This window comes from Streptomyces asoensis, assembly GCF_013085465.1.
Lineage (GTDB): Bacteria > Actinomycetota > Actinomycetes > Streptomycetales > Streptomycetaceae > Streptomyces > Streptomyces cacaoi_A.
In genome coordinates, this window is record NZ_CP049838.1 from 1,068,779 (window position 1) to 1,084,297 (window position 15,519).

Here is a 15,519-nt window from a genome sequence, read left to right on the forward strand (position 1 = left end):
ACGGAGAGACTCGGCGCCGATCAGACCGAGCCGCCATCGCCAGTGCCAACTATCCCTCTTTTGTGCCAACTAAAAATCCTCGTCACAAGCAGGCTAACGCCGTACCCGTGGCATCCCCAGGCCGATCCACGAGATGATCTCCCGCTGGATCTCGTTGTTGCCGCCGCCGAAGGTGAAGATCACGGCGGAACGGTAGCCGCGTTCGAGTTCGCCATGCAGGACGGCGCCCGCCGAGCCCTCCTGGAGTGCGGCGGGGGCGGCGACGACCTCCATCAGCCAGGCGTAGGCGTCCCGGCGGGCCTCCGAGCCGTAGACCTTGACGGCGGAGGCGTCCTGTGGGGTGAGGGTGCCGTTCTGGAGGGCGCCGACCATCTGCCAGTTGAGGAGCTTGAGCGCGTCGAGCTTCACATGGGTCTGGGCGAGCCGTCGGCGCACCCAGGGCAGGTCGACCACCCGGCGGCCGTCGGCGAGTTTGGTCTCCGTCGCCCAGCGCTGCACGTCGTGCAGGGCGCGGATGGCCATCGTGCCGTGCGCGGCGAGGGTCACCCGCTCGTGGTTGAGCTGGTTGGTGATCAGCCGCCAGCCCTGGTTCTCGGCGCCGACGCGCCGGGAGACGGGGACGCGCACGTTCTCGTAGTAGCTGGCGGTGGTGTCGTGGGAGGCGAGGGTGCGGATGACCGTGCAGGAGTATCCGGGGTCATCGGTCGGCACGAGGAGCATGGTGATGCCCTTGTGCGGCGGGGCCTCGGGGTCGGTGCGCACCGCGAGCCACACCCAGTCGGCGGTGTCGCCGTTGGTCGTCCAGATCTTCTGCCCGTTGACGACGTACGTGTCGCCGTCGCGCACCGCGCGCGTCTTGAGCGCGGCGAGGTCGGTGCCCGCGTCGGGTTCGCTGTAGCCGATCGCGAAGTCGATCTCACCGGCGAGGATCTTCGGCAGGAAGTACGCCTTCTGCTCGTCGGTGCCGTACCGCATGATCGTCGGCCCGACCGTGTTCAGGGCCATCAGCGGCAGCGGCACGCCGGCCTGGGCGGCCTCGTCGAAGAAGACGAACTGCTCGATCGGGGTGAGGCCGCGGCCGCCGTACTCCTCGGGCCAGCCGACGCCGAGCCAGCCGTCCGCGCCGAGCCGACGGATCGTCTTGCGGTAGAAGCGTTTCGCGGCGACCGGGTCGATGTGCCGGGCGTAGGCGTTGTGCGGCACCAACTCGGCGAAGTAGGCGCGCAGTTCGGTGCGCAGCCGCAGTTGCTCGGGCGTGTGGTCGAGGTGCACGGCGCCTCCTGGCTCCCCAAGGCCGGTCCTGACGGCGCACACGGTAGAACGTGTTTCAGAAATTGGGAATGGCGGGGGCTCTTTTCCCTCAGGTCCCGGGCGCCCTGGTGTCAGGCCAGCGTCCCGATGAACTCCGTGCAGGCCTTGGCGCAGGCACGGCAGGCGGCGGCGCCGTCCTCGGCTCCCGGGTGCTTGTCGAAGACGTGGGCGGTCTCCAGGCACACGGTCCGACACCACTCCAGCTGGGCGCGGATGCCGGCCTCGTCCAGGCGGTTGTCCTCGGACAGCACGCGACAGGTCGCGTCGCACACCTCCGCGCACATGATGCCCTTGCGGCGCAGCAGCGCCTGATCGTCGGTCCCGTCCGGATCCACGAGGCTCGCGCGCAGCGCACTGGCCCGCGCGCACTCGGTGCACGCCTGGGCGCAGGCGAAGCGGTCCTCCAGGAATCGGAAGAGCTCCTGTTGCGATGTCTGGTACGTCTGAGATGTCGTCGAAGTCACCCCGGACGGGTAGCCGGGCAGCGCGGCACGAAACCCGTGGAACGGGCCGGAGGCGGCGCCGATCGCCGCGCGCGAGCTGCCGTCGACGGAGGGTCACGAGCCCGGTGTGGCGGGTTCATGCCCTCTTTGGTGGGTATTCGCCTGATATGACTACCGCAAGCGTTCAGCTGGCCGCCGCGAGCGGCCTGCTCAGCCTCGTGCTGTTCGTGGTCGCGCTGGCCGTCCTGGCCGTGCTGGGCGGCAGCTTCTGGCTGGGCACGCGTGTGAAGTCGCGCGAGCCGGCCCGGCCGCGCCCCGAGGAACAGCCGCACCTCCCGCCGGGCGGCGCGGTCCACGAGGTCCGGGAGAACCGGGAACCCGACGAGGTGCCTCGGACGCCGAAGGGCGGCCGTCCCCTCACGCCGTACGAACTGACCAACATGCAGACCCGGTCGAGCGGGGACAAGACACGGCCGCGCTGGAGCCGCGGCAGCAGTGGCTCGTTCGGCGGGGGCGGCATCGGATCCCACTGACCCGGACCGGCGCGGCGAGCGAAGGGCGACCGCGGCCGGTCGGCAGCAGGCCGCACGGGAGGAGTCGAGCGGGGCGGGCCGTCACGGTCGTGACGGCCCGCCCCGCTGCACCCCTGACGGCCCGTCCCACCGCGCCCCCGGGTGCCTCGGTCAGGCGCCCACGTAATCCGCGAGGTGCTCGCCGGTGAGGGTGGAGCGGGCGGCGACGAGATCGGCGGGGGTGCCCTCGAAGACGATCCGGCCGCCGTCGTGACCGGCGCCGGGACCGAGGTCGATGATCCAGTCTGCGTGGGCCATCACCGCCGGATGGTGCTCGACGACGATGACCGACTTGCCGGCGTCGACGAGCCGGTCGAGCAGGCCGAGCAGCTGCTCGACGTCGGCGAGGTGCAGGCCGGTGGTCGGCTCGTCGAGCACGTAGACACCGCCCTTCTCGCCCATGTGGGTGGCCAGCTTCAGCCGTTGCCGCTCGCCGCCGGACAGCGTGGTGAGCGGCTGGCCGAGGCTGAGGTAGCCGAGCCCGACGTCGGCGAGCCGGCCCAGGATCCGGTGCGCGGCCGGCGTGCTCGCCTCACCGGCGCCGAAGAACTCCTCGGCCTCGCTCACCGACATCGCGAGCACCTCGCTGATGTCGCGGCCGCCGAGGTGGTACTCGAGGACCGCGGCCTGGTACCGCTTCCCCTCGCACTCCTCGCAGGTGGTGGCCACTCCCGCCATCATCGCCAGGTCGGTGTAGACGACGCCGGCGCCGTTGCACGTCGGGCAGGCGCCCTCGGAGTTGGCGCTGAACAGCGCCGGCTTCACGCCGTTGACCTTCGCGAACGCCTTGCGGATCGGGTCGAGCAGTCCGGTGTACGTCGCCGGGTTGCTGCGTCGGGAGCCGCGGATCGCGCCCTGGTCGACCGAGACCACGCCCTCGCCGGCCGGGATCGACCCGTGCACGAGTGAGCTCTTGCCGGAGCCCGCCACGCCGGTGACCACGCAGAGCACCCCGAGCGGGATGCCGACGTCGACATTGCGCAGGTTGTGCGCCGTCGCGCCGCGGACCTCCAGCGTGCCGGTGGGCTTGCGCACGGTCTCCTTGACGGCGGCCCGGTCGTCGAGATGGCGGCCGGTGATGGTGTCGCCGGACCGCAGCCCCTCGACGGTGCCCTCGAAACAGACGGTGCCGCCCGCCGTGCCGGCCCCGGGGCCGAGATCGACGACATGGTCGGCGATCGCGATGGTCTGCGGCTTGTGCTCCACGACGAGCACCGTGTTGCCCTTGTCCCGCAGCCGCAGCAGCAGGTCGTTCATCCGGCTGATGTCGTGCGGGTGCAGGCCCGTGGTCGGCTCGTCGAAGACGTAGGTGACATCGGTGAGCGAGGAGCCGAGGTGGCGGATCATCTTGACGCGCTGCGCCTCGCCGCCGGACAGCGTGCCCGACGGCCGGTCGAGCGAGAGGTAGCCGAGGCCGATCTCCACGAACGACTCGAGGGTGTGCTGGAGCGCGGTGAGCAGCGGCGCCACCGACGGCTCGTCGAGGCCCCGGACCCACTCGGCCAGGTCGCTGATCTGCATCGCGCAGGCGTCGGCGATGCTGACCTTCTCGATCTTCGACGACCGCGCGCCTTCGCTGAGCCGGGTGCCGTCGCACTCGGGGCAGACGGTGAACGTCATCGCCCGCTCCACGAACGCCCGGATGTGCGGCTGGAGTGCCTCGATGTCCTTGGCCAGCATCGACTTCTGGATCTTCGGGATCAGACCCTCGTACGTCAGGTTGATGCCGTCGACCTTGATCTTCGTCGGCTCCTTGTGCAGGAGGTCGTGCAACTCCTTCTTGGTGAACCTGCGGATCGGCTTGTCCGGGTCGAAGAATCCGCAGCCGCCGAAGATACGGCCGTACCAGCCGTCCATGCTGTAGCCGGGGATGGTGAGCGCGCCCTCGTTGAGCGACTTGCTGTCGTCGTAGAGCTGGGTGAGGTCGATGTCGGAGACCGTGCCGCGGCCCTCGCAGCGGACACACATACCGCCGGTGCGGGAGTAGGTCGCCTTCACCGTCTTCTTGGTGCCGCGCTCGACGGTGATCCCGCCGCTCGCCCGGACCGAGGCGGTGTTGAAGGAGTACGCGGTGGGCGGGCCGATGTGCGGCCGGCCGAGCCTGCTGAAGAGGATGCGCAGCATCGCGTTGGCGTCGGTGGCGGTGCCGACGGTGGAGCGGGGGTCGGAGCCCATCCGCTGCTGGTCGACGATGATCGCGGTCGTCAGCCCTTCGAGCACGTCGACCTCGGGCCGCGCCAGCGTCGGCATGAAGCCCTGTACGAACGCGCTGTAGGTCTCGTTGATCAGCCGCTGCGACTCCGCGGCGATCGTGTCGAACACCAGTGAGCTCTTGCCCGAGCCGGAGACGCCGGTGAACACCGTCAGCCGGCGCTTCGGGATCTCGATGCTGACGTCCTTGAGGTTGTTCTCGCTGGCGCCGTGCACGCGGATCAGACCGTGACTGTCGGCGATGTGCTGCGCAGGCGGCGGGTCCGTCTTCTTGGCCATGCTCATCGTCTCTCCATCTGCTGTCCGGGACCGCCTTCGCGGGCTGGGCGTCGCCTGGCTCGATCTGACCGACGCAACGCTAGCTCCGACCCGATGGCCGGCGCTTCTCGAATACTGATCGGTTCGGTCGCGTTCAGGTTCGGACAGGGGGCGGACAGTAAGCGACAACGCGGGGCGCGGGCGGGCCGGAGGCGCTGAGATGGCCTGATTCGTCGTGCGGGATGAGGTGGAAGATGGCCGACGTGATGCGGGCGGAACCAGCGCGGCGCGCGGGCACGGGGGCAGGCGCGGGAGCGGACACCGCGAAACGGAAGGTGAAGCAGAAGGCTCAGCAGAAACGGTGCGGCTGCGGGGCGCCCCCGTCGGAGGGCGCGGTCGGCGGGGCCGAGGAAAGGTTCCGCGGACTGCTGGAGGCGGCGCCGGACGCCATGGTCATCGTCGACGACTCCGGCATCATCAGGCTCGTCAACGCCCAGACCGAGGCCCTGTTCGGGCACGGCCGCGAGGAACTGCTCGGCCAGCCGGTCGAGCTGCTCATCCCGCACCGGTTCCACGGTCAGCACACCGCGCACCGCAGCGGCTACACGGCCAACCGACAGGTGCGTCCGATGGGCGCCGGGCTCGAACTGCACGGGCTGCGCAAGAACGGCACGGAGTTCCCCGTCGAGATCAGCCTGAGCCCGCTGGAGACGGCGGACGGGCTCCTGGTGTCGGCGGCCGTGCGCGACGTCAGCGAGCGCAAGGCGGCCGAGGCGCGCATCAACGAGCTCGCCGCGCTCGTGGAGTCGTCGCAGGACGCGATCCTCGCGCACACCCTCGACGGATACATCACCTACTGGAACGCGGCCGCGCAGCGCCTGTACGGCTACACGGCCGATGAGGCCATCGGCCGGCACGTCTCGCTGCTGGCCCCGCCGGAGCTGCGGGGCGAGATCCGCGAGCTGCTCCGGCGGCTGCGGCACGCCGAGAAGGTCGAGCACTACGAGACGCTGCGGATGACCAGCACCGGGGCACTGCGCGACGTGGACGTCACGCTGTGGCCGACCCGGGACACCCACGGCACCGTGGTCGGGGCGTGCGCGATCGTGCGGGACATCAGCGACCGCAAGCGCGCGGAGGCCGAGCTCACGGCCCTGTACGAACAGCAGCGGCACATCGCCCTGACGCTCCAGCGCAGTCTGATGGGCACTCCGCCCGCCCTGCCCGGTCTGGCCACCGCGAGCCGCTACCGGCCCGCCACCCAGGGCGCCGGTGTGGGCGGCGACTGGTTCGACCTGATCCCGCTGGGCGCCGACCGGGTGGGTGTGCTGATAGGCGATGTGATGGGCCGCGGGCTGGAAGCGGCCGCCGTGATGGGCCAGTTGCGGTCGGCCGCGCACGCGCTGGCCAAGACCGGTATGCAGCCGCGGCAGTTGATGCGGGCACTGGACACCTGCGTCGCCGACCTCGATGTGCCCGACCAGCTCGTCACCTGCTGCTACCTGGTGATCGCCCCGGACGCGGGCACGGTGACGGTGTGTTCGGCGGGACATCTGCCGGTGCTGGTCGCCGGGGTGGGCGAGGGCATCAACGCCCTGCCCAGTCCGGTCAACGCACCGCTCGGCGTGGGCGACATCCTGTACGAGCAGTCCAGTTCGGAGATACCGCCCGGAGCCACCCTGGTGCTCTACACGGACGGCCTGATCGAGACACCGGGCAGCGACATCGAGGTACGGATCGGTGAACTGACCGTACTGCTGGACAAGTTGTTCGTCGGAACACCCTGTCTGGAGGCCGCGGCGGACCATGTCCTCGCGGGTCTGCTGCCGGACGCCGACGGCCACAACGACGACGTCACGCTGCTGCTCGCGCAGCTGCCGGCCGCTCCACTGGCCGCCGTCACCACCCACTTCCCGGCCGCCCCGGCCTCCGTCCCGGAGGGGCGGGCCTTTCTGCACAAGGCGCTGACCTCGTGGAACTGTGCGGACCGGGCCGACGACGCGCTTCTGCTGCTGTCGGAGACCCTGACGAACGCCGTGCAGCACTCCGAGGGCCCGATCGCCCTGCATCTGCACCGCACCGCCACCGACCTCACGGTCGAGGTCAGCGACCCCAGCCCGCAGCTCCCCCAGCCGCGGGTGGCGGTCGAGGACGCGGAGTCGGGCCGCGGCCTGATCCTGGTCCGTGCCCTCGCCGCCGGCTGGGGGGTGCGGCCGACGGACGAGGGCAAGACGACCTGGTTCACGCTGAAGCTGTGAGCCCCCGGGGCGGGCCGCCGAAGGCCGGCGCGAAGGCGTCCAGGTGCGCCTGGACGTACGGCACGGCCACCGCCCGGAGTTCCAGCTCGCCGTCGACGAAGGCGGGCTGGACGTTGACCTCGAAGACGACCCCGCCGTTCTCCACGGCCAGGTCGACACCGGCGAAGGGGAGCCCGACCGACGCGGTGGCCGCGACGGCGAGTTCGGCGAGCCGGGGCTGGAGGTCCTGCGGGGCGATATGGACGGCGGTGGCGCCCTGGCAGGTGTTGCACGGGGTGTCGGTCTCCGGCTGGAGGTGCTCGCGGGCGTGCACGACGCGGTCGCCCAGGACGAAGACCCGGAACTGGTGACGCCGGCCGTCGGCGGTGATGTTGCCGGCGTCGCGGGAGAGCAGCCAGTCGGTGCCGCGCTCGGCGTAGTAGGCGGCGGCGAGCTCCAGTTGGGCGGGGGTGGTGACATGGAAGGTGTCGTTGCCGCCGGTGCCGACGACGGGCCGGGCCCAGGTGTCGCGGCCGAGCCGGTCGAACGTGTCGGCGGCCTCCCGCGGGGAGGGCCGGGACAGCACGGCGGTCTCCATCTGGGCGACCCCGTCCCGGACGAAGCGTTCGACGGTGAGGTTCTTCTCGGTCGCGGTCCGCCAGGCGTCGGGTCCGGCGGCCAGGGTCACCACGTCGTGGCTCTCCAGGAGCTCCTGGAAGCCGGCGAGGGCCCGCCGGTGGTGCGGCGGGATCTCGTACAGCAGTACGACGTCGGGTACGAAGTCCAGCCGCTCCTCGGGCACCTGGAGCCGTAACCGGCCTCCGTCGCGGACGCCCCGGCCGGTTCCGCCGGTCGCGAAGTGCCGGGAGTCGACCCGGACGGGCGGGGCGCCGGTGAGCAGTTCCACGGCGTCGGCGAGGTACTCACGGCAGCCTTCGGGCGAGGTGGGGTCGGCGATCAGGGCGATGCACGGTCGGGACACAGCGGCCTCCAGCGGCTCTCGACGCGCGCTCGTACCGCGGACGGGCCCTCACACGGCACGAGCGGTGTCACGGATGGTGTCTGTCGCGCGGGTGGTCGTCGCACCCTTCACCCTGGGAGCCGCTCCGGTGCGCGGAGCCGTGCCCGGGCCCGGACGCGTGCCGTGCAGGGGACGAGGACGACTGGTGACCACGGGGGGTGGGACTCGCCCCGCCGGATCCGCGTGCAGGGCTGGCCGACCACTGTAAGCACCGGGCGGGACGCCGTACCAGGGCGCACGACGGCCATCCCGCTGCCCCTCCCTCTGCGCCGTCCGCCCCGGTCCGTGCGCCCTGTCCGGTCGCCGGTGAGCTGCCGTCTCACCCGTCCCAGATCCAGTCGGTGACCTCGGGAAGGTCGGTGCCGTGGGCGCGGATCCAGTCGTGGTGGCGCAGTCGCACGTCCTCCATCCGCTGCCGTACGGCCGCGGCGCGCACGGCGAGGCCGGGGACGCGGTCGATGACGTCCATGACGAGGCGGTAGCGGTCGAGGTCGTTGCGGACGACCATGTCGAACGGCGTGGTCGTGGTGCCGAACTCCTTGTAGCCGCGCACATGCAGGTGCTTGTGGCCGGTGCGGCGGTAGGCGAGGCGGTGGATCAGCCACGGGTAGCCGTGGTAGGCGAAGACGACCGGCTTGTCGGCGGTGAACAAGCCGTCGTACTCGAAGTCGCCCATGCCGTGCGGGTGTTCGCCGCTCGGCAGCAACCGGGCGATATCGACGACGTTCACGACCCGGACGGCGAGTTCCGGCAGTTCGCGGCGCAGCAACTGGGCGGCGGCCAGCACCTCCTGGGTGGGGACGTCGCCCGCGCAGGCGAGAACCACGTCGGGTTCGCGGGTGCCGTTCTCGGTGCCGGCCCAGTCCCAGACGCCGGCGCCGCGGGCGCAGTGGGCACGGGCCTCGTCCATGCCCAGCCAGTCGAAACAGGGCTGCTTCCCGGCCACGATCACATTGACGTAGTCGCGGCTGCGCAGGGCATGGTCGGCCACCGACAGCAGTGTGTTGGCGTCCGGCGGCAGATAGACCCGTACGACCTCGGGGCTCTTGTTGAGGATGTGGTCGACGAAGCCGGGGTCCTGGTGGGAGAAGCCGTTGTGGTCCTGGCGCCAGACGTGCGAGGTGAGCAGGTAGTTGAGAGAGGCGACGGGTGCGCGCCAAGGCAGTTTCCGGGTGACGCGCAGCCACTTGATGTGCTGGTTGACCATCGAGTCGACGATGTGCGCGAACGCCTCGTAGCAGGAGAACAGGCCGTGCCGCCCGGTCAGCAGATAACCCTCCAGCCAGCCCTGGCAGGTGTGTTCCGAGAGGATCTCCATCACCCGCCCGTGCCGGTCGAGGTTCTCGTCGACCTGGAGGGTCTGCGCCTGCCAGGCCTTGCCGCTGGCGGCGTAGACGGCCTGGAGTCGGTTGGAGGCGGTCTCGTCGGGGCCGACCAGACGGAAGTCGCGCCGGCCGGCGGTGGAGCGCATGACGTCCTCGAGCAACCCGCCCAGCACCGCGGTGGGTTCATGCCGGGTGCCGCCCGGCTTGTCGACCGGGACGGCGTGCGACTCCAGGTCGGGCAGGGGGAGTTCACGAAGCAGCAGCCCGCCGTTGGCGTGCGGGGTGGCGCCGAGGCGGCGGGTGCCTTCGGGAATCCAGGCGAGGACGTCCAGGCGGGGGGCACCATGGGCGTCGAAGAGTTCCTCGGGCCGGTAGGAGCGCAGCCAGGCCTCCAGCTGGCGCAGGTGTTCTGGGTTGTCGCGGACGGCGGACAGCGGCACCTGGTGGGCGCGCCAGGTGCCCTCGACGGGCAGCCCGTCGACGTGGGCGGGGCCGGTCCAGCCCTTCGGGGTGCGCAGCACGATCACCGGCCAGCGGGGGCGCTCGCCGGAGCCGTCCTCGCGGGCGGCGCGCTGGAGGGCGGCGATGCGGTCCAGGGCGGTGTCCATGGCCTGGGCCATCGCGCGGTGGACGGCGTTCGGCTCGTCGCCGGTGACATGGATCGGATCGTGGCCGTAGCCGCGCAGCAGCTCGTCGAGCTCGGCTTCGGGGATCCGGGCCGGCACCGTGGGGTTGGCGATCTTGTATCCGTTGAGGTGCAGGATCGGCAGGACCGCTCCGTCGTGGACGGGGTCGAGGAACTTGTTGGAGTGCCAGGAGGCGGCCAGTGGCCCCGTCTCGGACTCGCCGTCGCCGATCACGCAGGCGACGAGGAGGTCCGGGTTGTCGAAGGCGGCGCCGTAGGCGTGCGAGAGCGAGTAGCCGAGTTCGCCGCCCTCGTGGATCGAGCCGGGCGTCTCCGGGGCGACATGGCTGGGGATGCCGCCCGGGAAGGAGAACTGCCGGAACAGCCGGTCCATGCCGGCCGCGTCGCGGGTGACGTCCGGATAGGTCTCGGTGTAGGTGCCCTCCAGCCAGGAGTTGGCGACGACCGCGGGACCGCCGTGGCCCGGTCCCCACACGCACAGGGCGTGCAGGTCACGGGCGCGGATGACGCGGTTGAGGTGGGTGTACACGAGGTTCAGCCCCGGCGAGGTCCCCCAGTGGCCCAGCAGCCTCGGCTTCACGTGCTCGGGCCGCAGCGGCTCGCTGAGGAGCGGGTTGGCCATGAGGTAGATCTGGCCGACGGAGAGGTAGTTCGCGGCGCGCCAGTGGGCGTGCAGGGTCCTGAGCTCGTCGTCGGTGAGCCGGGCGGATGTCGCTTGCGGGTGGACGGACATCTCGGGTTCCTTCCGGATCGGGTCGCTGGGAGGTACGTGCCCGTACCTCCCCACCCTCTCCGGCCGCCGGGTACCCGACTGGGGCGAGCTACCCATACGGGCGAGCGAAGCCGTCCGTATGAGGGGCGCGCCCTGGGCCGTGTCCGCAAAGTCCCGCCTGGCCGGCCCTAGGAACCCGAGCGCGCCCGGTCGGCGTCGAGGCCGTCGACATGGGCCACGTTCCGCCGGTCCTCGGCGTCCCCGCCGGCCTCGGCGGCGAACCAGGCGTCGAGGATCTCCTTGAGCAGCGGCTCGGACGTCAGACGGAGGCTGAGGGCGAGGACGTTGGCGTCGTTCCAGCGGCGGGCGCCGTCGGCGGTGTAGGCGTCGGCGCACAGGGCGGCCCGGACGCCGGGCACCTTGTTCGCGGCGATCGACGCGCCGGTGCCGGTCCAGCAGCACACCACCGCCTGCTCCGAGGTCCCGTCGGCCACGTCCCCGGCCGCCGCCGCCGAGCACACCGCCCATCGGGGGTCGTCGCCGGGCCGCAGCGCGCCGTGCGGCACCACGTCGTGCCCTCGGCCGCGCAGTTCCGCGACGAGGGCGCGGGCCACTGGTTCGTCCATGTCCGAGGAAACGGAGATCCGCATGCCGGAGAGCCTACTGAGGAAAGGGCGCGGCGGCACGGGCCGGCGTCCGCCCGGCCGCACGGCGAGCGCGCACCCGGCGAGCACGAGGGACGCCCGCGCGGTGGCGGGGCCGAGCGGGACCCTCGGCACACCCGCCGTGCCGCCGCCCCGCCGCGCCGCCCCGCCCGGGCCTCATTGCCGGGGCCGGGGGCGACTTCCCGCCGTTCGGGGAGTTCGTCGTCGTGCTGTGCCGAAACGGACCGGCACCGGCCCTGCACGGATATGGACGCCGCCGTCGACGCTGACCTAGGGTGCCGAGGGGAAAGCGCTTTCTAGCATGGTCATGCCACCGTCGTAGATGTCACCGCCCAGTCCAGGAGCGTCGATGCCGCCCACCGCACCGCAGGACCCCTCGCAGCCGTGGAGCCGAAAGGCGTTCCTGCGGGGCATGACGGCCGCCGGGCTGGCCCCGCTGCTGCCCGCGGTGCTCCCGACGGCCGCGCATGCCGCGGCGGCGTCCGGCCGTCCCGGTTTCGACCTGGTACGGGACGGCGTCGCGGTCGACGTGTTCGTGGACGCCGCCGACGACCCCGCCGTGATCCGCGCGGCCGGCGACCTCCAGGCCGACGTGGAGCGGGTCTGCGGCGTACGGCCCGGATTACGGCACACCCTGGCGGAACGGTCCACGGCACTGGTCCTGGTAGGCACCCTCGGCGCGAGCCCCGTCATCGACCGGCTCGCGGCGCAGGGCCGGCTGGACGTCCGGCGGGTGAAGGGTCGCTGGGAGGCCTCCGTGACCCAGGTGGTGGAGCGCCCGGCGCCCGGCGTGGACCGCGCGCTGGTGATCGCGGGCAGCGACCGGCGCGGCACGGTCTACGGGATCTACGACACGTCGGAACGCATAGGCGTCTCACCCTGGTACTGGTGGGCCGACGTACCCGTGGAACAGCGTGACACCGTCACCGTGCCCGCGGGCCCCTTCGAACGGCGCGAACCGTCGGTCCGTTACCGGGGTGTCTTCATCAACGACGAGCAGAACCTGACCACTTGGTCGCAGCGCACGCAGGAGACGGACAAGAACATCGGCCCGAGGACGTACCAGCGTCTCTTCGAGCTGCTGCTGCGGCTGAAGGCCAACTACCTGTGGCCGGCCATGCACCCGTACTCCGACTTCTTCAACAAGTACCGGGAGAACCCCGAACTCGCCGAGCGCTACGGCATCGTCGTCGGCTCCAGCCACCCGGAGGCCCTGCTGCGCAACGGCGTGCACGAGTGGGCGCCGTGGGCCGAGGAGCACCGCGGCGCCGACGGCGGCCTGCCGGTGTACGACTACACGGTGAACCCCGCCGTCATCTCCGACTACTGGAGAGCCCGGGCCCGGGAGAACGCGGCGTACGAGAGCAGTTGGACCATCGGCATGCGCGGCCTGCACGACACCGCGCTGGAGACGAAGCACGCCACCACGATCCCGGAGAAGGTCGTGGTGATGAACGACATCATCGCCGACCAGCGCCGGATCCTGGCCGAGGAGGTCGGCGCGGCGGCGCAGCCGCAGATCTTCATCCCGTACAAGGAGGTCCTGGACCTGTACAACGCGGGCGTCCAGGTCCCGGACGACGTCACGCTGATCTGGCCGGACGACAACCACGGCAACATGCGCCAGCTGCCGGACGACGCGGAACGCGCCCGGTCCGGCGGCAACGGGATCTACTACCACCTCTCCTACTGGGGCCGTCCGCGCAGCTACCTGTGGCTGGACACCACGCAGCTCGCCAAGGTCTGGCAGGAGCTGCGCCGGGTGTACGAGCACGGCGTGGACCGGATGTGGATCTTCAACGTCGGCGACCTCAAGTCGATCGAGACCGGACTGTCCTTCTCCCTGGACATGGCCTGGGACGTGGACCGATGGCACGCCGACGACGTCGGGGCTTTCCTCGCGGAGTGGTACGGACGGCAGTTCGGGCTCCGGCACGCCCAGGAGATCGCCTCGATCCGCACCGAGTACTACCGGCTCGCGGCGGAGCGCCGCCCGGAGTTCATCGACCGGAACATGTTCTCCGTGGTTCACCACGGGGACGAGGCGGGACGCCGCATGGCCGCGTACGACCGTCTGCTGGACCGGACCGTGGCGCTGGGGGCGGAACTCCCCGCGGCGTACCGGGACGCCTACTACGAGCTCGTCCAATACCCCGTGCACGGGGCGTACTTGATGAACCTCAAGTACTACTGGGCGGACCGTAACGCTCTCGCGGTACGTCAGGGCCGTGGGGCCGGAGCCAACGTCTTCGCGGACCTCGCCGAAGCGGCGCACACCCAGGAGGCGGCGCTCACCAAGCGGTACAACACGGAGGTGGCGGGCGGGAAGTGGGACGGCTACATCAACCCGTACCCCTCGCAGATCCCCAAGGCGCCGGGTCGCCCTGCCGTCACCAGGGTCACCCGGCAGGAGACCTCGGGTCTGGGGGTCGCCTCCGAGGGGAACGAGATCGGCACGCAGCGGCCGCTGGCCTTCTCCGCCACCACCCGGGACCGGCGCTTCGTCGATGTCTTCAACACCGGTTTCCTCGCGGTCGACTGGGTCGCGGAGGCAGAACACCCCTGGGTCCGCCTGAGTTCGGCGGGCGGCACCCTCACCGAACAGACCCGGGTGTGGGTCGAGATCGACTGGGCGCGGACACCCGAGGGCACGCACGACGTCACGGTCGCCGTCACGGGTGGCGCGCAGCGTTTCGAGGTGCCCCTGAAGGTCGTCAACGACGGGGAGCGGGCGCGTCGGCGTGCCCGCGGGTTCGTCGAGGCCAACGGCTACGTCTCGATCGACGCCGTGCACACCGAGCGCCGGGTGGCGCGCGGCCGGGCCCGCTGGCGGACCGTGCGCGGGCTCGGACGCCGTACCGCCGCCGTGGAGGCGGTGCCGTCCACGGCGGCCCCGATCACCTCCGACTTCGTCGCCCACGCACCGGAGTTGAGGTACCGGGTGCGGTTCGGCAGCACTGGTTCCTTCCCCGTGACCGTCTTCCGGCTGCCCTCGCTCGACGAGCGCGGCGCGCGGCGGCTGGCGCTCGCCCTCGACGACCAGCCGCCCACCGTCCTGTCCGGGCAGTCCGTCGCCACCGGCAACCGCGGCGACGCCTGGGCGCGCAACGTGGAGGAGGGCATCGAGAAACTGACCGCGACCGTCACGGTCACCGAGCCCGGCGACCATGTCCTCCGGGTGTTCATGGTCGACCCGGGGATCGCCGTGGACCAGATCGTCGTCGACACCGGCGGACTGCCGGCCGCCGCCTATCTCGCACCCCCGGAGAGCTACCACCCGGTGTTCAACCCCGAGCCGGACACCGGGACGGGCCTGGACGCGCCGAGCCGGTAGCCGAGCCGGCAGTCCCACGCCATGGGCACGCCACGGCGGGGCACTACCGGCACGGGTGGGAACCGATGGGCCTCGGGGGCGGGTCCAGGCGGGCGGGGGTGGGGGCCGTCGCGGGCGAGAGGTTGGGCGCGTTGTGGTCGAGGCCACGGCCGGGGTGGGGGCTCGGGCATGTCGGTCGGTGGGGGGCGCGGGCTACCGTTCGGGGAGCTCACCGTTTTGCCCGCCGCACACCTCGGACGGCTCCGTGCTCGCAGATCTCTCCCCCGTCATCGCCGCCACCACCGAATGGCTGACCCGCGCCTACCCGGCGAGCGGCGGTGCGCTCGCCTCCGCCCTGTGCGAGGCGCAGGCCCGTCAGGCGGTGACCGTCGCGGCCTGGCTGCGCTATCCGACCGCCACGGACGCCGCGCTGGTCGGCATGGTGGGCCCGGGCGGCTCGGCCCGGCTGGACCGGATCAGCGGCGCTGACGCGGACGCCGGCCGGGACCCGGACGACTCGGCCTGGCGAAGCTGGGTGGACGAGGTCGTGGCGAGCTGGGCGGCCTGTCTGCTCACCGATCCGGCACTCGCCGCGGGCGCGGTGGCCGGGCTCGCCGGGGGCGACCACACCCGTGGGACGGCGCCGGACTTCCGGCGCCTGGTCACACCCGACCACCGCGACCGGCAGGCGGCGGCGCTGCTGCGCCACCCCGACCTCCTCGCCCCCGTGGCCGACCTCCACCACACACAACTCCTCAGCCGCCTCGGCCGGGGCCAGGCGCTCATCGCCTGACGGCCACCCGGG

At 71.7% G+C, this 15,519-nt stretch carries 10 protein-coding genes; 4 read left to right on the plus strand and 6 right to left on the minus strand.

Going from position 1 to position 15,519, the window contains the following annotated elements:
* Window positions 1-93 precede the first annotated feature (93 nt).
* Together G9272_RS04885 and G9272_RS04890 are read right to left on the minus strand one after the other, a co-directional pair.
* Complete coding sequence (locus G9272_RS04885) at window positions 94-1,272, minus strand: acyl-CoA dehydrogenase family protein (protein ID WP_171395374.1); 1,179 nt, start codon at window positions 1,270-1,272, stop codon at window positions 94-96.
* A gap of 110 nt (window positions 1,273-1,382) precedes the next feature.
* Complete coding sequence (locus tag G9272_RS04890; RefSeq protein WP_171395375.1) at window positions 1,383-1,775, minus strand: ferredoxin; 393 nt, start codon at window positions 1,773-1,775, stop codon at window positions 1,383-1,385.
* A gap of 146 nt (window positions 1,776-1,921) precedes the next feature.
* Here G9272_RS04890 and G9272_RS04895 point away from each other — a divergent pair, with 146 nt between their 5' ends.
* Entirely contained in the window at window positions 1,922-2,287 is a 366-nt protein-coding gene (locus tag G9272_RS04895; RefSeq protein WP_171395376.1) for a DUF6479 family protein, read from the plus strand.
* Window positions 2,288-2,437: 150 nt separating this feature from the next.
* Here G9272_RS04895 and G9272_RS04900 read toward each other — a convergent pair whose 3' ends face one another.
* Window positions 2,438-4,822, minus strand: a complete 2,385-nt coding sequence (locus tag G9272_RS04900) for an ATP-binding cassette domain-containing protein (protein ID WP_171395377.1) — start codon at window positions 4,820-4,822, stop codon at window positions 2,438-2,440.
* Window positions 4,823-5,049: 227 nt separating this feature from the next.
* Between G9272_RS04900 and G9272_RS04905 the strand changes: the two genes are divergently transcribed.
* Complete coding sequence (locus G9272_RS04905; RefSeq protein WP_253267707.1) at window positions 5,050-7,053, plus strand: PAS domain S-box protein; 2,004 nt, start codon at window positions 5,050-5,052, stop codon at window positions 7,051-7,053.
* Here G9272_RS04905 and G9272_RS04910 read toward each other — a convergent pair.
* The 3 genes from G9272_RS04910 to G9272_RS04920 all read right to left on the minus strand — a co-directional run bounded on the left by G9272_RS04910 (window position 7,037) and on the right by G9272_RS04920 (window position 11,386).
* Window positions 7,037-8,014 carry an ATP-grasp domain-containing protein gene (locus tag G9272_RS04910; protein WP_171395378.1) on the minus strand — a complete coding sequence of 326 codons (978 nt, stop codon included), beginning with the start codon at window positions 8,012-8,014 and terminating at the stop codon, window positions 7,037-7,039. The two genes, G9272_RS04905 and G9272_RS04910, sit on opposite strands and share 17 nt — an antisense overlap.
* Window positions 8,015-8,372: 358 nt before the next feature.
* Window positions 8,373-10,757, minus strand: a complete 2,385-nt coding sequence (locus G9272_RS04915; protein WP_171395379.1) for a phosphoketolase family protein — start codon at window positions 10,755-10,757, stop codon at window positions 8,373-8,375.
* A 167-nt stretch (window positions 10,758-10,924) separates the two neighbouring features.
* Window positions 10,925-11,386 carry an RpiB/LacA/LacB family sugar-phosphate isomerase gene (locus G9272_RS04920; protein WP_171395380.1) on the minus strand — a complete coding sequence of 154 codons (462 nt, stop codon included), beginning with the start codon at window positions 11,384-11,386 and terminating at the stop codon, window positions 10,925-10,927.
* Between the two features lie 427 nt (window positions 11,387-11,813).
* Between G9272_RS04920 and G9272_RS04925 the strand changes: the two genes are divergently transcribed.
* Entirely contained in the window at window positions 11,814-14,735 is a 2,922-nt protein-coding gene (locus G9272_RS04925) for a glycosyl hydrolase 115 family protein (RefSeq protein WP_171401843.1), read from the plus strand.
* Between the two features lie 244 nt (window positions 14,736-14,979).
* The gene (locus tag G9272_RS04930; protein WP_171395381.1) at window positions 14,980-15,507 is read left to right on the plus strand and encodes a hypothetical protein; all 528 of its coding nucleotides are present in this window, start codon (window positions 14,980-14,982) and stop codon (window positions 15,505-15,507) included.
* Window positions 15,508-15,519 lie beyond the last annotated feature (12 nt).

Excerpts from the sequence above, each read along its gene's own strand:
- G9272_RS04895 (WP_171395376.1), top strand. The coding sequence starts at position 1,922 with ATGACTACCGCAAGCGTTCAGCTGGCCGCCGCGAGCGGCCTGCTCAGC.
- G9272_RS04900 (WP_171395377.1), bottom strand. The coding sequence starts at position 4,822 with ATGAGCATGGCCAAGAAGACGGACCCGCCGCCTGCGCAGCACATCGCC.
- G9272_RS04905 (WP_253267707.1), top strand. The coding sequence starts at position 5,050 with ATGGCCGACGTGATGCGGGCGGAACCAGCGCGGCGCGCGGGCACGGGG.
- G9272_RS04915 (WP_171395379.1), bottom strand. The coding sequence starts at position 10,757 with ATGTCCGTCCACCCGCAAGCGACATCCGCCCGGCTCACCGACGACGAG.
- G9272_RS04920 (WP_171395380.1), bottom strand. The coding sequence starts at position 11,386 with ATGCGGATCTCCGTTTCCTCGGACATGGACGAACCAGTGGCCCGCGCC.
- G9272_RS04925 (WP_171401843.1), top strand. The coding sequence starts at position 11,814 with ATGACGGCCGCCGGGCTGGCCCCGCTGCTGCCCGCGGTGCTCCCGACG.